Origin of the sequence: Kocuria sp. TGY1127_2 (assembly GCF_013394385.1) — a bacterium.
GTDB lineage: Bacteria > Actinomycetota > Actinomycetes > Actinomycetales > Micrococcaceae > Rothia.
Genome location: NZ_AP022834.1, coordinates 1,227,975 through 1,244,849, shown reverse-complemented (window position 1 = coordinate 1,244,849; position 16,875 = coordinate 1,227,975). Strand labels below are relative to the sequence as shown.

Below are 16,875 nucleotides of genomic sequence, written 5' to 3'. Positions count from 1 at the left end.
CCCCCGGGGCGCGGCAGGTCAGTCCGACTCTGCCCCTGGGCCGGGCTTTTCACGTCGATGCAGGACGATCCAGCGGCCGAGCAGGCCGACGGCGAACATGGCCAGTCCAGCGATGATCGACTGCCAGGGCAGGGTCGCGATCAGGACCAGGCAGCCGAGGACGCCGAGGACGTTGAGCCAGCGTGGCCAGCGGCGGTCGGACGGCGGCTGGGTGAATGCGGCGGTGTTGGCGATGCCGTAGTAGATGAGCACGCCGAAGGAGGAGAATCCGATCACGCCGCGCAGGTCGGTGGTCAGCACCAGGACGGACACGACGACGGCGAGGGCGATCTCGGCGTGGTGGGGCACCTTGTGACGGGGGTGGACCGCCGACAGCCAGAACGGCAGATCGCGATGCCGGGCCATGGCCAGGCTGGTGCGGCCGATGCCGGCGATCAGCGCCAGCAGCGCCCCGAGGCTGGCGACCGCGCCGCCGATCCGGACCACCGGGCCCAGCCCGCCGACCCCGGCTGCTTGCACGGCTGTGGTCAGGGGTGCTGTCGCGGCGGCGATCTTGTCCGGCCCGGCGGCGAGCAGGACGCTCACGCCGACGACCAGGTAGATGATCACCACGATGATCAGGGCGATGGGGATGGCGCGCGGGATGGTGCGCTGCGGGTCGCGGACCTCCTCGCCCATGGTCGCGATCCGGGCGTAGCCGGCGAAGGCGAAGAACAACAGCCCGGCCGACTGTAGGATCCCGTACGGCCCGCCGACGGTCAACGCCGGCCAGCCGCCCAGGTTCGTCGGCGAGGGTTGGCCGACGGCGAAGATGCCGACCACCAGCACCGCCAGCGCGACCAGGGTGATGGCGACCAGGATCCGGGTCAGGCCGGCGGTCTTGCTCACCCCGCGGTAGTTCAACGCGGCCAGTCCGACGATGCCGGCCACCGCCACCAACCGCTGGGCCCACCAGGGGCCGGGCACGGCGTAGGTGGCAAAGGTCAGCGCCATCGCCGCGCAGGAGGCGGTCTTGCCGACCACGAAGCCCCAGCCAGCGGTGAACCCGAACCAGTGACCGATGCGCTCTCGGCCATAGATGTAGGTGCCTCCCGAGGTCGGGTAGACCGCGGCGAGCTGGGCCGAGGCGGTGGCGTTGCAGTAGGCGATCACCGCCGCGATTCCCAAGCCGATCAGCAGGCCGGTGCCGGCCGCCTGGGCCGCCGGCCCGAAGGCGGCGAAGATGCCGGCACCGATCATCGACCCGAGCCCGATGATCACCGCGTCGCCGGTGCCCAGGCGTCGATCCAACTGCGGAGTCGGTTCACTCATCAGGTGTCATCCCATCGGGAGCGTCGGGGGTTTCGGTGTGGAGGATTTCGCGCGCGAGTTCGGTCAGGGCCTGGCGTTCGTCGGCCAATACGGCCCGGCCGGCGTCGGTGATCTGGTACAGCCGCCGGTTGCGCCCCTCCACCGTGGTCTGCCGCGAGGTCAGCAGCCCCTGGTCTTCCAAGCGATGCAGGGTCGGGTACAGGGTGCCGGGGCTGATCTGATATCCGTGATGGCCGAGCTCCTCGGCCATCCATGCGCCGTGGATCTCGCCCTCGGCGGCGTGATGCAGGATGTGCATCCGCACCGCGCCCCGGATGAACTCACTCATCGGCGGCACCGAGATCGAGGGTGAAGTCCAGGCTCGAGGGCTCGTCGGTGCCGGTCAGCGCCGACGCGCCGATGTGGACCCACACTCGATAGCTGCCTTCGGGGTCGAGGGCGACGTTGTTGCCGTAGTGCAGACCGGCCGTGCCCTTGCGGGGCCGGGCCACCGGCACCAGCCCCAGCCCCGTGAACTCCGGTCTATCGTCATCGTCGCCGTCGAGGCGGATGACGTCGACGGCGACGTCGAGGTACGGCACCGGATGCCCGGTGTCGACGTCGTAGATGTGTGCGTCGAGGTTGAACAGATCCGCCGGTGGATCTGCCGGGCCGGGCTCGGCCGCGATGTTCTCCACCACTTCGTCCGCCCGGCCGGCGAACACGGCACCGCCGCCCGCATTGGCCGGCTGCTGCCAGTCCTCGGCGTCGAACATCCGGGCGATCGGCCCGACGGCCACATCCACCCGCAACCGGCCGAAGGTTCGCGTCTCCGGCGATCCCCATACATGCATCGCAGTCCCCTTCCCTGATCTATCGGATGCCGATATCGTAGACCGATATTGAAGGCCCAGTCAACGAGAGGAAGCCAGTCATGTCTGATCCGACACAGTTGGCCGAGCACGACCCCCGCCGCCACACCAGCCAGGTCCGCGAGCGGCTGTCAGAGGTGACCGCACACCTGTGTCAGAACGTCACCAAGATCGACGACTCTTGGGCCCAGGCGCTGTTCGAGACCACCGCCGAAGCCCTGGCCGGCCTGGAGAAGGCATATATCGACTTCGAATTCCACGACGAACCCGCCTGGCGATCCTGATTCCTGAATCGGCCGGGACCGGCGCTTCCCTAGGCCGACGCCGCCCGGCAGGGAACTCGATCCAGCGGCGATGTCCTGCGGTGGCAGGTAGCTGCTCACCTCTGGAGGTCCGAAGTTGCCCACTGCATCGAAGCCTGTCAACATAGAAGCATGTCGAATCAAGCGGCGTTCGCCGCACCTCCCGTGACCCGACGGCTCTCAACCCTCGACAGGTGGCTGCCGGCCTGGATCGGACTCGCCATGGTCGCAGGCCTCCTGCTCGGCCGCCTGGTGCCCGGCGTCTCCGACGTGCTCGCCCGGCTCGAGATCGCCGGCATCTCAGTGCCGATCGCACTCGGCCTGCTGGTGATGATGTACCCGGTCCTGGCCAAGGTCCGCTACGACAAGGTCGCCGCGGTCACCGGCGACAAGAAGCTCCTCATCTCCTCTCTAGTGCTCAATTGGCTCGCCGGGCCGGCGATCATGTTCGCCCTGGCCTGGCTGCTCCTGCCCGACCTTCCCGAATACCGCACCGGGCTCATCATCGTCGGTCTGGCCCGGTGCATCGCCATGGTCGTGATCTGGAACGACCTGGCCTGCGGCGACCGCGAGGCGACCGCGGTGCTGGTGGCGATCAACTCGGTCTTCCAAGTCGTCATGTTCTCCGTCCTCGGCTGGTTCTACCTCAGCGTCCTGCCGAGCTGGCTCGGCCTGGACACACAAGGGCTCGAGGTGTCGATGGGCCAGATCGCCCTCAACGTCCTCGTCTTCCTCGGATTACCCCTGATCGCGGGATTCGCCTCGCGCTGGATCGGCGAGAAGCGCAAGGGCCGGGACTGGTACGAGGAGAAGTTCGTCCCGAAGATCGGGCCGTGGGCGCTCTACGGGCTGCTGTTCACCATCGTGCTGCTGTTCGCCCTCCAGGGTGAGCAGATCACGAGCCGGCCGCTGGACGTCGTCCGGATCGCCCTGCCGCTGTTGGTGTACTTCGCCGTCATGTGGTTCGCGGGCCTGCTGTTGGGCAAGGGCATCGGCCTCGGCTATGCACGGTCGACCACACTTGCATTTACCGCGGCGGGCAACAACTTCGAGCTCGCCATCGCCGTCGCGATCGGCACCTTCGGTGCGGCCTCTGGCCAGGCTCTGGCCGGCGTCGTCGGACCGCTCATCGAGGTGCCCGTCCTCGTCGGCCTCGTCTACGTCTCCCTCTGGGCCGCCAAGGCGTGGTTCCGCACCGATCCCTATAACCAGGAGGTACGAACGTCATGACCGACATCGCGCTGACGCCAGCCGCCCCCGATGAAGACTGCCCACCCCAGGTGCCGCCGATCTCAACAGCCCTCGGCCAGGAGGTTGCCGCGACTCTCACGGGCACACTCAAGGCCCTCGCCGACCCATTGCGTCTGCGGATGCTCTCGGCAATCGCTGCCGATCCTCGCGGAGAGTCGTGCGTGTGCGATCTCGCCGACCTCGCCGAGGTCTCACAGCCGACCGTCTCCCACCACCTCAAGGTCCTCCGGACAGTGGGGCTGCTCAATTCCGAGCGCCGTGGGACTTGGGTCTGGTACAGCATCGCGCCAGGGAAGAGTGCCGCCGTCGCCGCCTTGCTCGAGGGGTTCGCGCCCGCGGCCGTTGCCCCCAGCGTGGAACCGGAGACGACGGCCGACGCGGAGCTGGAGAGCATGGACGAGCACATCAGGCGTCTGGCCGCCGACCTCGCGGACGCGACGTCACAGCTGCCGCGGGAGACCGTCACCAGCATCGTCCGGGAATCGTACACGGCGCTGGCCCGGTCGGCGAAGATCACACGCTACCTGGTGCCCCTGACCGAGCGCTTCGCCCGGCAGCGACTGGCCGACCTCACCCGCAACCGAGCAACCGCACCGCCTCAGGTGCTGTTTGTCTGCGTCGCCAACGCAGGTCGTTCCCAGCTGGCCGCGGCGCTGACCCGCAGCCTGTCCGAGGGCAGGGTCATCGCCCGGTCCGCCGGCTCGACCCCGGCGACGGGCATCCACCCGCACGTGCGCGACCTCGTCGCCGACATCGACCGCGAGGCCGCCGACGAGGCGTTCCCCAAGCCGCTCACCGACGACGCCATTCGCGCTGCCGATGTCGTGGTGACCATGGGCTGCGGCGACGCCTGCCCCATCGTCCCCGGAGTCCGGTACGAAGACTGGGCTGTCGGCGACCCGGCACTGGCATCGCCGGAGGGACTCGCCGCTATACGCGACGACATCGCTGCACGCGTCAGCCGGCTCCTCGCCACCTTCACCACCGAATGAACGAGAGAAGCACAGACATGAGCGATCAAACACCCTCCGTCCTGTTCGTCTGCGTCCACAACGCCGGCCGCTCCCAGATGGCCGCCGGTTGGCTGCGCCACCTCGCCGCGGACCGCATCGAGGTCCGCTCGGCAGGGTCAATGCCCGCCGAGCAGATCAACCCGGTCGCTGTAGAGGCCATGGCTGAAGAGGGGATCGATATCATCGCCGAGGAGCCCAAGGTCCTCACCACCGAGGCCGTGCAGGACTCCGACGTCGTCATCACGATGGGCTGCGGTGACGCCTGCCCGTTCTTCCCCGGCAAGCGCTACGAGGATTGGAAGCTCGACGATCCCGCTGGCCAGGGCATCGAGGCGGTGCGCCCGATCCGCGACGAAATCAGGTCCCGGATCGAGACGCTCACTTCAGAGCTGCTCGGCCAGGACCCGGCGCTGGCGTGAGTGACGTCGTCGTCATCGGAGGAGGCCAGGCCGGACTCGCCGCAGGATACTTCCTCCGCCGCGCCGGCCTGGACTTCGTCATCCTCGACGAACAGGAACGACCGGGCGGGGCCTGGCAGCACGGCTGGCAATCGCTCAGGATGTTCTCCCCAGCCCAGTACAGTCCTCTACCCGGATGGCCGATGCCTGCCCAGACCGGCGAGGTGTTCCCCACCGCGAGCCACGTCGTAGACTACCTCGAACGATACGAGGAGCGCTACGAGTTGCCTGTGCGCCGTTCGGTCGGCGTCACAAGCGTCCACCGGGAGCACGAGCGTTGGACCGTGGACACGGACGCGGGCTCTCTGAAGGCCGCTGCGGTGATCAGTGCCACCGGCACGTGGCAGAGCCCCTACCTGCCGTACGTCCCCGGTCAGGACACGTTCTCCGGCAGGCAGCTGCACACCGTCGACTACGACTCGCCCGACATGTTCGCCGGCCAACGGGTCGTGGTCGTCGGAGGAGGGAACTCCGCCGCACAGATCCTCGCCGAGGTCTCCACGGTCGCCGAAACGCTGTGGGTCACGCGGCACCCACCGCGATTCATGCCAGACGATGTCGACGGCAGAGTGCTCTTCGACGTCGCTACCGCCCGCGAGGCAGCCCGTCGCTCTGGCCGGGACCACGACGGTGTGTCCGGACTTGGAGACATCGTCATGGTGCCTCCCGTGCAGGCCGCTCGAGATCGCGGCGTCCTGGACCGTTCGCCCATGTTCGACCGCCTCAGCCCGACGGGAGTCTCCTGGAACGACGGCCGCGAGCACGAGTGCGATGCGATCATCTGGAGCACCGGCTTCCGCCCTCACCTAGGCCACCTGAGCGGGCTCGGACTGACGCGCGAGCACGGCCATCCCGCCACCGACAGTACTCGGAGCATTGACCACCGCGGGCTGCATTTGCTCGGCTATGGCGACTGGACCGGATTCGCCTCCGCCACCATCATCGGCGCGGCTCGCACCGCCAAGCCCGCCGTCGCCGAGATCGGCGCTCGGATGGCTAGGGCTTAACGCTGATGTCGGACGTATCGATGGCGCAGATGATATTGACGTCTATCGATGCGTCGCGTAGATTCTATATAGATCATCATCGAATCAAGGAGTGGCAGATGGACTGCTGGGAACACGAAACGGCCGGCCAGGGTCCTGTCCCCGCCGTCGCATTCTGCCGGCACTGCGGCGCGGCGCTGTGCCGGGATCATGCGACAGTCTGTACGGACGAACGCGTTCGCCAGAACGGCATGGGATCGCCCACGCGCCTGCTGCCTGACGGCCGGAAGATCTGCTGCTCGACCTGCCGCGAAGCTTTCGTCGAGTCCGTCCCCGTGCACCGAGCGGAGCAACGCCTGCGCGATCTGGCAACCACCGGGCCAGAGTCCGCAACCGCGTCGTGCTGACGCGGCTGGCGCGCCTCTGTTGATGAGTGGTGGGCATAAACGCCATCCACTGGTCCCTCGACAATGACGAGCCGCTGGCATGCGGGGACTGCTCGGCCGCGATGACATCGCGGCCCGTGCCCGCGAGCTCCTGGTGGCTCTTAACATCGACTGAACAAAGGTAGACATCGTGATCGAGAAGAAGCCGTCCATCCTATTCGTCTGCGTCAAGAACGCAGGCAAGTCGCAGATGGCCGCCGCACTCATGCGCCAGGTCGCCGGCAACTCCGTCCGGGTGCACTCGGCGGGCACCTCCCCCGGGACGGGGCTCAATGCCCTGTCCGCTGCCTCTGTCGCCGAGGTCGGGGCGAGCATGGCCGACGAGCACCCGAAGCCGATCGATCCCACTATGTTGCAGACTGCGGACCGCGTCGTCGTAATCGGCGACGAGGCTGTCGTCGAGCCCGTGCCGGGGATGGCCGGGACTATCGAGAAATGGACGATCGACGAGCCCTCGGCGCGAGGGATCGAGGGCGAGGAACGAATGCGCCTGGTCCGCGACGAGCTCGCCGAGAAGGTGCGCCAACTTGTCGGCGAACTCGCTGCAGGGCCCGTGGCCTGAGCTGGGTCAGGCCGCTCGCGAGGACGCGACGCCCGCCGAACGCGGGGTCCCCGTGGACGAGCTGGCGACCATGAGCACGGTCCCCACCGCGGCAACCGCGGCCAGGACCGCAAACCCGGTTGCGTAGCTACCGGTGACCTCGGCAAGGACCGCACCGGCCCCGGGAGCCAAGGCGGTGGCCAGCAGGACCGGGAGGCCGAGGACGCCGGAGAGGCGGCCGTATCCGCGCGCGCCCCACCGGTCGGTGACCGCGGTCGCCTGAAGCAGCGTCGCGATGCCGCGCCCGACCCCGGCGGTCATCGACGCCGCGACCAGCAGACCGACCGGCCCGGGGACCACAGCGAGCACCGCGGTGCTGACGGTGACGAGGCCGAACACGGTCGCGGTGCGCACGGTCAGCGAGGCATGCCGGGCAAGAGCGGTGTAGACGAGCCGACCGGCGACCTGACCGAGTCCGCCGAGGCCGAGCACCCAGGCGGCGGCCTGAGGACTCAGGCCGCGCTCGAGCATAAGAGGCACCAGAGCCAGCAACGCAGCGTACATGGCCAAGGCGACCAAAGTCAGTCCAGCGGCAAGCCACCGGAACCGTGAGTCCCGGACGACGCCGGCAGCGTAGGCCTTCTCGGCCTCTGGCTCCTCCGCGTCGGCATGCACCGGGTGGGGCCAGGGGCGTCGCAGCACGAGCGAGTGGATCGGGACGGTGAGGGCCGCCAGCACGACCGCCGCCCAGAAGTACGTGCCTCGCCATCCCAGCTGTTCATACGCAACTGCGGTCAACGGCGCGAAGACCGTGCTCGCCAGTCCGGCCACCAGCGTCAGCGTGGTCAGCGCGCCGAGCCGGCCGGCAGCGAACCAGCCGGTGATCGCGGCGAAGGCCGGCGGATAGAGGACTCCGGCCATGGCGACTCCGGCCAGCGCCCAGCCGACGATGAACACCAGCAGGTTCGTCGACGCGGCGATCACCACCAGCGACACGACGCCGAGACCCGAGCCAGCGGTCATGACGAGACGGGGTCCGTGCCGATCGATGAAGCGCCCGACCGGCACCCCGGCCAACGCCGACACGGCCAGGGCCACAGAGAACGCCGAGGTGACGGCCACCGGCGACCAGCCGGTATCCACGCTGATCCGCGGAGCCAGGACCGGGAAAGCGTAGTAGAGCAAGCCCCACGAGACGATCTCGGTCACGCACAGCGCAGCCAGCACCATTGCCCGCCCAGGCTGCACAGCAGCCTCAGCCAACGACGACGCCTCGCAGTTGCCTGGCCAGGGCATCGACGACGTAACCCGCGTCGCGGTGGACTCCACGCAGGGTGTTCGACGAGAACGAGCGCTGGAACTCCAGGCCCAGGAAGGCTAGGCCGGGCCGCACGGTCGAGACGCCGCGATCGTGCCTCGGCGCGCCGGACTCGTCGAGGACGCCGAGGGATCGCAGGTACGGCAGGTGCGGCCGATAGCCGGTCGCGAAGACCACCGAGTCCACGCGCTCCCGCGAGCCGCCAGGCCACACGACGCCGTCCGGGACGTACTCCGCGAACATCGGTCGCTCGTCTGGATGCGCTGCCTCGAGCGCCGCCCTGTACTTTCCGGCGTCGATGACCGGTGTGCCTGTGATAATCCTGTTCAGGACCGACGGCGGCAGGAGGTCGGCGCGGGTGAGTCGCAACCACCAGTGCAGGTCACGCCCGGCGATGACCTGCGGCGCGTACCGGACCCGGTCCCGCACCGCCAGCGAGGCCTGGGCGTGGTCGGCGAGCTCGTGGGCGATCTGGACGGCGGAGTTGCCCGCCCCGACGACCACGACCCGCTGACCGGCGAACTCCTCGGGCGACCGGTAGTCGGCCACGTGCAGGACCCGGCCCTGGAATGCCTCCCTGCCTGGGATCGTCGGCACGTAGGGGCTGGCAAACGAACCCGAGGCAGCGATGAGCGCGTCCCCAACCAGGCGGCTCCCGTCGGCCAGATCCACGGCAAAGCCCGGGCCGTCGGCGGCGACCTCGGTGACGCGGGCACCAGTGCGGACCTCGACGCCCAGCCACTCTGCGTAGCTGCGCAAGTAGTCGGCGACCTCGTCGCGTCCCGGGTACCCGTCGGGGTCGCCGGGGAACGGGTGACCCGGGAAGGCGCTGTACCGGCGCGGAGAGAACAGCCGCAGGCTGTCGTAGTAGCGCGGCCACGACCCGACTGGCTCGTCACCGGCCTCGAGCACCACCGGCTCCCAGCCTCGGTCGCGCCCGGCACGGGCCGCGGCGAGGCCGGACTGCCCGCCGCCCACGATCAGCAGGCGACCGCGGCTCATCCGTCGGTCCTCGTGCCGATCTGGACCAGCTGGGGCGCGGGTGTGCAGCACCCGCCCGACGTCGCCTGCTCCGGGGCGTCGAACAGGCCGGACCCGCCGCACACGCCGGTGTCGGGCAGCTCCAGCTCGACACGGTCAGCCGCCTCGTGATCCCCGGCGAGCTCGGCGACGACGCTGCGGACCTGCTCGTATCCGGTCATCGCCAGGAACGTCGGCGCGCGGCCGTAGGACTTCGCGCCGACGATGTAGAAGCCCGGCTCCGGGTGGGCGAGGTCAGCGGCTCCCGTGGCGCGCACTGAGCCGCAGGAGTGAAGGTTCGGGTCGACTTCAGTGGCGACCTTCGTCGGAGCCTGCAGGCGGACGTCGAGGTCGAGGCGGACCTCGGAGAGGAACGACAGGTCCGGTCGGAAGCCCGTCGCGACGACCACTCGGTCCGCGGGCTCGAGCCGCCGCCCGTCTTCGCCCACCAAGACTGCCCGACCATCCTCGACGAGGACCCGCTCGACGCGGAACCCGGTGACGAGGTCGACGTAGCCGTCCTCGACGGCCTTCTTCGCCCGCTGGCCCAGGTCACCGCGCTCGGGCAACTCGTCAGCCGACCCGCCACCGAAGGCGTTGCCGACGGTACCGCGGCGCAGCGCCCAGGTCACCCGGGTGCCTGGCTCGCGGCGGACCACTGCCGCGAGGTCGCCGATTGCTGTCGCGGCCGAGTGGCCGCTGCCGACCACGACGACGTGCTTGCCAGCCAGTTCGGCGGCCTCGTCGCGGCTCGGCGTGCGGTGATCAAGCAGGCCGGCTTCGACGGCGGCGTGTTCGCCGAGGGCGGGCAGTCCCTCCGCGCCCGCCGGGCTCGGGGCCCGCCAGGTCCCGGAGGCGTCGACGACGGCCTGGGCTTCGAGCCTCTCTTCTTCGCCGTCAGCGCGGCGGACGTGGACGACGAACGGCTGCTCCGCGCGGCCGACGTCGACGGAAAGGTCGCGGCCCTTACGGCCCACGCCGACGACGCGGTAGCCGTACCGGACACGGTCGCTCAGAGTCTCGGCCAGCGGCGTCAGGTACTCCTCGACCCACTGGGCCCCGGTCGGGTAGCCGGTCTCGGGCGCGCTCCAACCGGTCGGCTCGAGCAGCCGGCGCGACGCTGGGTCAATGAGTTCAGACCATGGCGAGAACAGGCGGACGTGGCCCCACTCGGCCACGGCCGACGCTGGACCGTCGCCCGACTCCAGAACCAGGGACTCCAGGCCTCGCTCGAGCAGATGAGCGGCGGCGGCCAGGCCCTGCGGACCGGCTCCGATGATGACGACGGGATTCACTTCAACCTCCATGTATTGATGTTCTTCGATGGGTCGAGCTTGCCTCACGTATCGACAGATGTCAATGCGTGAGGCAGAATGGAGGCATGAGCACTCCCCCAGCCATCGAATCCGCGGCCGACGTCGCGCCCTGCTGCGTCCTCGGCGAGACGATCGACGACACGGTCGCCCAGGATCTCGCCAGGGTGTTCAAGGCCCTCGGCGACCCCACCCGGGTCAAGCTCATGTCCCTCATTGCCGGAAGCAGCGCGGGCGAGATGTGCGTCTGCGATCTCACCGAGCCCGTCGGGCTATCACAGCCGACCGTCTCCCACCACATGAAGCTGCTCGTCGAGGCCGGCCTCGTCGAGCGCGAGCAGCGCGGCCGCTGGGCCTACTACCGGCCCACCATCGACACTCTCGCCGCCGCAGCCAAGGCGCTCATCACCTGATGGAAGGCGTGTCGACCAGGCCCATGACGCCGACCGACTGGCCCGCCGTCGAGGCCATCTACCAAGCAGGCATCGCGTCCGGGCACGCCACCTTCGAGACCGAACCGCCGCCTGACTGGTACACGTTCGCGTCGAGCAAGCGCCCGGACCTCATGCTCGTCGCCGTCGGCGGTGACGACTGCGTCCTCGGCTGGGCCGCAGCCGGCCCCGTCTCGACCCGCGCCGTCTACCGAGGTGTCGTCGAGCACTCGGTGTACGTCGATCCCGACGCGGCCGGATGTGGCGTCGGTTCACGGCTCCTCGCCGACTTCCTCGGCGTCGCCGACCGATCAGGCGTCTGGACGCTCCAGTCCTCGGTCTTCCCCGAGAACGCAACCAGCCTCAGGCTCCACCAGAGAGCTGGCTTCAGGGTTGTCGGACGGCGCGAGCTCATCGGGCTGATGCCGTGCGGACCTCTTGCCGGTCAGTGGCGGGACACCGTGCTCATCGAGAGACGTGTCCCCAAGTCTGGCTGAGTTCTTCCCTGACAAGGCAAAGAAATCGCATCGCAACGCCTGAACCAAGGCGACAGCCTGCGGAAACCACGTCGCAGCGACCGCGTCGACCAGGACCAGCCTGTGCTACCTTGAGAGCACTACATCCCCCACGCCTCTCCACGATGCGCACTTGGGGGATTTTCTCTGCCCATGTTTGCAAGTTCAGACCTGTCGGTGCTGAGCCTTATCGAGCTCCGCCAGCACCCGGCTTGGATTCTTGATGAGGTCGAACAGGCTGCTTACCCGGCGCGCCCACCGCGCTGGGTCGTCACCCTCAGCAAACGCGGCAGCCGAGGCGAATTGGTCATGGAGGTTGACCGGTAATCGGTCAGCCAGCTCCGTACCGAGCTCGCCAGCGAGGCCGGCTCGAGGAGACGAAGGCCGCAAGAATCTGCCCAGCTTCCCGGTCGCTGGGACCGGTTTGTCCGATGCACCCTCAAGGGCTGCGACGGCGTCAATCACCCAGTCGGCCTTCCAGGAATCCGAGAGCGGCACGGCGACCCGCTGGACCCCGGCGATCGCATCTCGTCCCAGCGCCAGGGAGAGCCCTCCGGGGTCCTCGTGGTAGTTGAGGTACCGGGTGACGTCGACTCCTGGAGGACAGACCTCGGCGAGGACGACGTCGCCGAGCCAGTTGCTGGGATCGACGATCCAGCCCTCCCGCTCGGTGACAGATGGCTTCAGGTGCACTCGGTAGAGGTAGAACTGGCTGCCGTGGTCAGCCTGGTCGCGCATTCGCCGCAGCATGTTGTGGACCGCGGCCTCGTACGTGCCGACATGGAGCGCCTTCGCCTGCTGCCTCGCGGCCCACGCGGCGACCCTCTCGTCGCCGCCCATCATCCTTCGGATCCCAGGCGTCAGGTCCGCCGCCGGGTCGAACTCGCTTGTCGGCCAGTCCGGCTGCGTGCTCGTGTGGTACCAGGAGAACTGAGCGACTTGGTCGTCGTTCAGGGCCGGGTCGCCAGCATCGACCGTCACGCGTGGTGCGTCCTCGTGCTCGCACGTCAAGCCGCAACCGGGGCACTTCTCTCCGCTCTGCTCCCAGCGGTCGATCCAGTCCAGGTCGACGACGAAACAATGGCCGCAGCCGGTACACAGCATGCGCCGATCGCGCCAGAAGTTGATGAATCGTTCCATGGCTCCATTGTCTCGGCAAATCTCGTGGAGCCGTGGGACCCAGGACGGCACGAATCTCTCGTAGCTATGGAAAGTGTGCGAGGATCTCGTCCGGCCAGTCGTAGTCGTGCCGGGCACAACCGCCGAAGCTAGCGTTTCCGTTGGCAGCGCGGGCAAAAATGGCTCGAGCGGTTCCTGAACTTCTCCCGTACGATTGGAGTACCGCAACGGTTGCACGGGTGACCTTCCCGCCCATAGACATTCAACGCATAACGTCCCGACTCCACACGATTGAGACGTTCATGTACTGCGAGTCGACTCGCCAATCGACTCGCAATTGAAGAGGCACTCGACTCGCACTCCCATTCCAGCAGCGCCGGACGCACTGAAGAGCACGATACAGGTGTGAGTCGCCGGGTGGTCCGGATGCTTCGACGGAGGCATTCGGCCGCGGCGGCGACGTCGAGCCATCCCTCATCGCGCGCGCTCCTCCAGATCTTCGACACCTGCCGGTCACCCGCCTTGGACGCTCGCCCTACAATGTTCTGAGACCGGACCTCTCGCGCGATCGGGGAGGTCGGGTCTCGTCCTGCCAAAGGGATGTCTGCGAGACGGCGTCGCGGCTACTGCTTGACGAACCGCGTGCACGACGTCGACCTGAGCGCCCACGCGGCGTCCTACCTCACGCCGACCGCTCTGATGACGAACGGCGTGACTCGCACTCCTTGCCGACCACGCTCGTACGGGCCTGGTCAGCCCTGTGCGGTCGATGCGTCGGGCTCATCGTCTGCCGAGCGCGGCGACTCTGCGCCGCAGCAGTCCTCGGTCGTCATCCGGGCCGACGTCCGACGTCGCCGTTGGAGCGCCCCGACCACTAGGGCCAGCAGCACCGCTGCGATGGAGAGTCCAGTAATGAGGACGGTCTGTCCCTGGAGCCAGCCGGACACCGCCGCGGAGACGGCGGCGATCCCGTCGGTGCGGCCGGAGGCCGGGGCGTCGCTGGTGGCGGCCGGAAACCAGTACCACGTCAGGTAGATCCCGGTGAGCACGAGGACGGCGGCGGTGACTTTGGGGCCGTAGCGAGCGAGTGCCGCGACGCGTCGGGTGAGCAGGGAGCCAGCGGTGGCCGTGGTCATGGCGACGAGCAGCAGGACGGTGGCCGAGCCGGCGGCGTAGACGCCGAAGACGAGGAGCAGGCCGGAGAAGCTGGCGGTGGCCTGGGCCTGAGCGATGACCGCGAGGAGGACCCCGACGGTGCACGACAATGACGCCGCCGCGTAGCCGACACCGAAGACGACCATTCGGACAGTGCTTGGCAGCCTCTCGGTCGCTCGGCCGGGGATGCTGGGCAGTCGAAGGGAAATCGATCGGCCGGCCAGCATCGCCGCGCCGAGCAGCACCAGCACGGCTCCGACGGCGAGCCCGAGCGCTGGAGCCGCCTGAATCAAGCCCCGTGCCCCGGCGCTCACCACGACCCCGGCCAGCGCAAGCGTGCCTGCGAACCCGATCGAGAGCGCGAGCCCTGCCCGCAGGGCCCGCAGAACGCGGACCGAGACCGGGGAGGCGTCGGCGTCACCCAGCGTATGGGCGATCCATGCCGGGAGTAGCGCGAAGCCGCAGGGGTTGACCGGGGCGATCATGCCGGCGGCGAAGGCGAGGGCGAGCAGGCCGCCCATGGCTCAAGCCCCGGCCTTCGCGAGCTCGGCGGTGATCGTCTCGGCATCGGGGTCCGTGGCGCGGAAGGTCACCTGGCCGTCGGCGTCGACGACGATGAGGGTGGACAGAGCAGCGACTTTGAACCGCTGGGACACGGCCGCGCCCTCGTCGATGGCGGCCGGGACGTGCTCGGCCCCGACGTACTCCATGAAGCCCTCGATGGTCTCCTCGGACTCGCGCGGATCCATGTCGACGGCGAGGAAACTGGCCTCGTTGCCGTTCTCGTCTGCGATGGTGACCGCTTCGCCGAGGAAGCGGACGCCATTGACACATTCGCCGCAGCCGACGGAGAAGAAGAACACCGCGGTGGGCTTCCCGGCGGCGGGCAGGCTGATCTGCTGGCCATCGAGAGCGGCCACCGTCACCGGTCCATCGCTCTCGGCCGCGTCGCTGCTGCCGCAGCCGGTGAGACCCAACGACCCGACAGCCAGGACGCCTGCGATTGAGATCGCCGTCCGGCGGGAGATACGGTACGTCATCTGTCTTTCTCCTCCTTCGTTTCGTCTCCTTGGTCGGCACCTGTCTGCGGGGTGGGTGGACAGCAGCCTTGGACGTCGTTGCGGCGTCGTCGTCGCAAGCTGGCGATCACCGCGACCGCCACGACGACGAGTCCGGCACTGATGACCCAGGGACTGCCTAGCACGCCGCCAACGCCCGCGAGCGCGCCGCCGGCGATGAGGAGGGGCAGTGCGCAGCAGAGGACCATCAGCAGTCCTGCACCCGCCACCAGCAGGCCGCCGCTGCTATGCCTCCTATCGTGGTCGGATCCCATCTCGTTCCTCTCTCTCCGCCTCGCCTCGTCGCGCGCTTACGCGCAGCACGACAGTTTCGAGACGTCGGTGGTGAAGGCCTTGGCGGCGATGCGGATGCCCTCGGCCATGGTCAGATACGGGGCCCAGGCGTCGGCGACCTCAGCGATGGTCTTGCCCAGCACGTGGACTCCGGCAGCCGCCAGCTCACCGGCGTCCTTCGCTACCGCGGTCAGGCCGAGGATCTTCCCGGTGTCGGCATTCGCCACCATCTTGATGAAGCCGCGGGTGTCGCGGTTGACCAGTGCCCGCGACACGTGGTGCAGCGGCAGCACTCGACAGTCGCAGCGGATCCCGGCGTCGAGGGCCTGCTGCTCGGTCATGCCGACCGCGCCGATCGCCGGGCCGGTGAACGTCACCCGCGGCAGCCGCGCGTAGTCCACCGACCGATGGGCGTCGGTGAAGGCGTTCTCCGCGACGAGGGTGCCGTGGTGCGCGGCGACGTAGACGAACTCGGGGTGCCCGGTCACGTCGCCCGCGCCCCAGACCCGCGGGTTGGACGACTGCAACTGATCGGTGACCACGACCTCCCCGGCGTCGCCGGTCTTCACTCCGACCGCGCCGAGGTTCAGCCCGTCGGTGACTGGCCGGCGGCCGAGCGCGACCAGGACGTGTCCGGCGCGGAACTCCTGCGACCCGCCGGACACATCCGCGGTGACAACCACCTGGCCGCCGCTCGCGTCGCGGACGACGCGGAGGGGAACCGCACGGCGGACCACCCGAATGCCCTCCTCGGCGAAGACCTCCTCAAGCGTCTTGGAGACCTCCGGCTCCTCCTTCGACGCCAGCCGTGAGCGCACCAGCACGGTGACCTTCGACCCGAGCCGGGCGAACAGCTGGGCCTGCTCCAGGGCGACGTAGCCGCCGCCGAGCACCAGCAGCGACTCCGGGACCCCGGTTAGCTCCATCGACGTGGTCGACGTCAGATACCCGGCCTCCTCCAGGCCGTCGATCGGCGGGGCCCACGGCCGGGAGCCGGTCGCGACCAGAAAGTGATCGGTCTCGACGGTCTCAACAGTCCCGTCAGACGCCATGACCTCGAGGAGAGGAACATCGGGCGTGCCTGCGAACGAGGCGTCACCCCGCAGGACCTGCCAGCCGTAGGAGTCGGCGACGTCGACGTACTTCTCGCCCCGCAACGACTCGACTAGTGCCTGCTTTCCGCCGACGAGGCCGGGCATGTCGACCGGTGCCGCGCTCGTCATGATGCCCGGGAACCGGCCGGTCGCATCCGCGGCGACGTGCCGCGCCTCCGCCGCGGCGATGAGCGCCTTCGACGGCACGCATCCGGTGTTCACGCACGTCCCTCCGAAGGTGCCGCGCTCGATCATCACCACCGACTTGCCGAGCGTGCTCGCGCGGATGGCGGCGGCGAACGCGCCGCCGCCGGACCCGATGACGGCGAGGTCGTACTTCGTAGGCATCCTTGCTCCTGTCGACGCTTGGACTCTTCGTCTTTCTCAGCCATACTGGAC

General features: G+C 68.8%; 21 protein-coding genes. 9 read left to right on the top strand and 12 right to left on the bottom strand.

From position 1 onward, the window contains the following. Window positions 1-18 precede the first annotated feature (18 nt). The 3 genes from sake_RS05615 to sake_RS05605 are packed head-to-tail and all read right to left on the bottom strand — an operon-like array spanning window position 19 to window position 2,144. Window positions 19-1,311: an APC family permease gene (locus tag sake_RS05615; RefSeq protein WP_030014552.1), complete on the bottom strand. Its 1,293-nt coding sequence runs from the start codon at window positions 1,309-1,311 to the stop codon at window positions 19-21. After that, window positions 1,304-1,639 carry a PadR family transcriptional regulator gene (locus sake_RS05610; protein ID WP_030014553.1) on the bottom strand — a complete coding sequence of 112 codons (336 nt, stop codon included), beginning with the start codon at window positions 1,637-1,639 and terminating at the stop codon, window positions 1,304-1,306. The genes sake_RS05615 and sake_RS05610 overlap by 8 nt, the downstream gene beginning before the upstream one ends. Continuing rightward, window positions 1,632-2,144: an iron transporter gene (locus sake_RS05605; protein ID WP_030014554.1), complete on the bottom strand. Its 513-nt coding sequence runs from the start codon at window positions 2,142-2,144 to the stop codon at window positions 1,632-1,634. The genes sake_RS05610 and sake_RS05605 overlap by 8 nt, the downstream gene beginning before the upstream one ends. An 80-nt stretch (window positions 2,145-2,224) precedes the next feature. On the opposite strand from sake_RS05605, the gene sake_RS05600 reads away from it, so the two are divergent. The 7 genes from sake_RS05600 to sake_RS05570 all read left to right on the top strand — a co-directional run bounded on the left by sake_RS05600 (window position 2,225) and on the right by sake_RS05570 (window position 7,180). Beyond that, window positions 2,225-2,446 (top strand): hypothetical protein, encoded by a 222-nt coding sequence (locus sake_RS05600; protein WP_178945589.1) that lies wholly within the window; start codon window positions 2,225-2,227, stop codon window positions 2,444-2,446. Between the two features lie 150 nt (window positions 2,447-2,596). Further along, window positions 2,597-3,694, top strand: coding sequence for an ACR3 family arsenite efflux transporter (gene arsB, locus sake_RS05595; RefSeq protein ID WP_030014556.1), 1,098 nt, complete (start codon window positions 2,597-2,599; stop codon window positions 3,692-3,694). Beyond that, window positions 3,691-4,707, top strand: coding sequence for a metalloregulator ArsR/SmtB family transcription factor (locus tag sake_RS05590; RefSeq protein WP_030014558.1), 1,017 nt, complete (start codon window positions 3,691-3,693; stop codon window positions 4,705-4,707). The genes arsB and sake_RS05590 overlap by 4 nt, the downstream gene beginning before the upstream one ends. Before the next feature lie 17 nt (window positions 4,708-4,724). Beyond that, the gene (locus sake_RS05585) at window positions 4,725-5,147 is read left to right on the top strand and encodes an arsenate reductase ArsC (protein ID WP_030014560.1); all 423 of its coding nucleotides are present in this window, start codon (window positions 4,725-4,727) and stop codon (window positions 5,145-5,147) included. After that, window positions 5,144-6,193, top strand: coding sequence for an ArsO family NAD(P)H-dependent flavin-containing monooxygenase (locus sake_RS05580; protein ID WP_030014561.1), 1,050 nt, complete (start codon window positions 5,144-5,146; stop codon window positions 6,191-6,193). The genes sake_RS05585 and sake_RS05580 overlap by 4 nt, the downstream gene beginning before the upstream one ends. A 98-nt stretch (window positions 6,194-6,291) precedes the next feature. Continuing rightward, window positions 6,292-6,579 (top strand): hypothetical protein, encoded by a 288-nt coding sequence (locus sake_RS05575; RefSeq protein WP_178945588.1) that lies wholly within the window; start codon window positions 6,292-6,294, stop codon window positions 6,577-6,579. 169 nt (window positions 6,580-6,748) lie between these two features. Then, entirely contained in the window at window positions 6,749-7,180 is a 432-nt protein-coding gene (locus tag sake_RS05570) for a low molecular weight phosphatase family protein (RefSeq protein ID WP_035810208.1), read from the top strand. Between the two features lie 6 nt (window positions 7,181-7,186). Here sake_RS05570 and sake_RS05565 read toward each other — a convergent pair whose 3' ends face one another. The 3 genes from sake_RS05565 to sake_RS05555 are packed head-to-tail and all read right to left on the bottom strand — an operon-like array spanning window position 7,187 to window position 10,804. Beyond that, complete coding sequence (locus tag sake_RS05565) at window positions 7,187-8,389, bottom strand: MFS transporter (protein ID WP_223841872.1); 1,203 nt, start codon at window positions 8,387-8,389, stop codon at window positions 7,187-7,189. A gap of 25 nt (window positions 8,390-8,414) precedes the next feature. Further along, the gene (locus sake_RS05560) at window positions 8,415-9,479 is read right to left on the bottom strand and encodes an NAD(P)/FAD-dependent oxidoreductase (protein WP_030014564.1); all 1,065 of its coding nucleotides are present in this window, start codon (window positions 9,477-9,479) and stop codon (window positions 8,415-8,417) included. Beyond that, the gene (locus sake_RS05555) at window positions 9,476-10,804 is read right to left on the bottom strand and encodes an FAD-dependent oxidoreductase (RefSeq protein WP_178945587.1); all 1,329 of its coding nucleotides are present in this window, start codon (window positions 10,802-10,804) and stop codon (window positions 9,476-9,478) included. Before sake_RS05555 ends, sake_RS05560 begins: the two co-directional genes overlap by 4 nt. Before the next feature lie 74 nt (window positions 10,805-10,878). Between sake_RS05555 and sake_RS05550 the strand changes: the two genes are divergently transcribed. Continuing rightward, a complete protein-coding gene (locus sake_RS05550; protein WP_030014567.1) occupies window positions 10,879-11,223 on the top strand; it encodes a helix-turn-helix transcriptional regulator in 345 nt (114 codons plus the stop codon). A gap of 23 nt (window positions 11,224-11,246) precedes the next feature. Then, window positions 11,247-11,738, top strand: coding sequence for a GNAT family N-acetyltransferase (locus tag sake_RS05545; protein WP_223841871.1), 492 nt, complete (start codon window positions 11,247-11,249; stop codon window positions 11,736-11,738). A gap of 183 nt (window positions 11,739-11,921) precedes the next feature. Here the strand turns inward: sake_RS05545 and sake_RS05540 are convergent, their stop codons facing one another. The 6 genes from sake_RS05540 to merA form a co-directional block, all read right to left on the bottom strand. Next, the gene (locus sake_RS05540; protein ID WP_030014570.1) at window positions 11,922-12,896 is read right to left on the bottom strand and encodes a hypothetical protein; all 975 of its coding nucleotides are present in this window, start codon (window positions 12,894-12,896) and stop codon (window positions 11,922-11,924) included. Window positions 12,897-13,024: 128 nt separating this feature from the next. After that, window positions 13,025-13,162: a zinc finger domain-containing protein gene (locus sake_RS13420; RefSeq protein ID WP_371811952.1), complete on the bottom strand. Its 138-nt coding sequence runs from the start codon at window positions 13,160-13,162 to the stop codon at window positions 13,025-13,027. 465 nt (window positions 13,163-13,627) lie between these two features. Continuing rightward, window positions 13,628-14,515 carry a cytochrome c biogenesis CcdA family protein gene (locus sake_RS05530; RefSeq protein WP_243155760.1) on the bottom strand — a complete coding sequence of 296 codons (888 nt, stop codon included), beginning with the start codon at window positions 14,513-14,515 and terminating at the stop codon, window positions 13,628-13,630. 39 nt (window positions 14,516-14,554) lie between these two features. Further along, window positions 14,555-15,070 (bottom strand): TlpA disulfide reductase family protein, encoded by a 516-nt coding sequence (locus sake_RS05525; protein WP_030014573.1) that lies wholly within the window; start codon window positions 15,068-15,070, stop codon window positions 14,555-14,557. After that, a complete protein-coding gene (locus tag sake_RS05520; RefSeq protein ID WP_371811951.1) occupies window positions 15,067-15,297 on the bottom strand; it encodes a hypothetical protein in 231 nt (76 codons plus the stop codon). Before sake_RS05520 ends, sake_RS05525 begins: the two co-directional genes overlap by 4 nt. A 102-nt stretch (window positions 15,298-15,399) precedes the next feature. Beyond that, entirely contained in the window at window positions 15,400-16,824 is a 1,425-nt protein-coding gene (gene merA / locus sake_RS05515; protein ID WP_030014576.1) for a mercury(II) reductase, read from the bottom strand. Between the last annotated feature and the right edge of the window lie 51 nt (window positions 16,825-16,875).

What these genes read in the sequence shown, in the direction of transcription:
- sake_RS05565 (WP_223841872.1), bottom strand. Translation starts at nt 8,389, where the DNA reads ATGGTGCTGGCTGCGCTGTGCGTGACCGAGATCGTCTCGTGGGGCTTG.
- arsB (WP_030014556.1), top strand. Translation starts at nt 2,597, where the DNA reads ATGTCGAATCAAGCGGCGTTCGCCGCACCTCCCGTGACCCGACGGCTC.
- sake_RS05545 (WP_223841871.1), top strand. Translation starts at nt 11,247, where the DNA reads ATGACGCCGACCGACTGGCCCGCCGTCGAGGCCATCTACCAAGCAGGC.
- sake_RS05530 (WP_243155760.1), bottom strand. Translation starts at nt 14,515, where the DNA reads ATGATCGCCCCGGTCAACCCCTGCGGCTTCGCGCTACTCCCGGCATGG.
- sake_RS05540 (WP_030014570.1), bottom strand. Translation starts at nt 12,896, where the DNA reads ATGGAACGATTCATCAACTTCTGGCGCGATCGGCGCATGCTGTGTACC.
- sake_RS05610 (WP_030014553.1), bottom strand. Translation starts at nt 1,639, where the DNA reads ATGAGTGAGTTCATCCGGGGCGCGGTGCGGATGCACATCCTGCATCAC.
- sake_RS05550 (WP_030014567.1), top strand. Translation starts at nt 10,879, where the DNA reads ATGAGCACTCCCCCAGCCATCGAATCCGCGGCCGACGTCGCGCCCTGC.
- sake_RS05590 (WP_030014558.1), top strand. Translation starts at nt 3,691, where the DNA reads ATGACCGACATCGCGCTGACGCCAGCCGCCCCCGATGAAGACTGCCCA.
- sake_RS05555 (WP_178945587.1), bottom strand. Translation starts at nt 10,804, where the DNA reads ATGGAGGTTGAAGTGAATCCCGTCGTCATCATCGGAGCCGGTCCGCAG.
- sake_RS05585 (WP_030014560.1), top strand. Translation starts at nt 4,725, where the DNA reads ATGAGCGATCAAACACCCTCCGTCCTGTTCGTCTGCGTCCACAACGCC.
- sake_RS05560 (WP_030014564.1), bottom strand. Translation starts at nt 9,479, where the DNA reads ATGAGCCGCGGTCGCCTGCTGATCGTGGGCGGCGGGCAGTCCGGCCTC.
- sake_RS05525 (WP_030014573.1), bottom strand. Translation starts at nt 15,070, where the DNA reads ATGACGTACCGTATCTCCCGCCGGACGGCGATCTCAATCGCAGGCGTC.
- sake_RS05605 (WP_030014554.1), bottom strand. Translation starts at nt 2,144, where the DNA reads ATGCATGTATGGGGATCGCCGGAGACGCGAACCTTCGGCCGGTTGCGG.
- sake_RS05575 (WP_178945588.1), top strand. Translation starts at nt 6,292, where the DNA reads ATGGACTGCTGGGAACACGAAACGGCCGGCCAGGGTCCTGTCCCCGCC.
- sake_RS05600 (WP_178945589.1), top strand. Translation starts at nt 2,225, where the DNA reads ATGTCTGATCCGACACAGTTGGCCGAGCACGACCCCCGCCGCCACACC.
- sake_RS05520 (WP_371811951.1), bottom strand. Translation starts at nt 15,297, where the DNA reads ATGGTCCTCTGCTGCGCACTGCCCCTCCTCATCGCCGGCGGCGCGCTC.
- sake_RS05615 (WP_030014552.1), bottom strand. Translation starts at nt 1,311, where the DNA reads ATGAGTGAACCGACTCCGCAGTTGGATCGACGCCTGGGCACCGGCGAC.
- merA (WP_030014576.1), bottom strand. Translation starts at nt 16,824, where the DNA reads ATGCCTACGAAGTACGACCTCGCCGTCATCGGGTCCGGCGGCGGCGCG.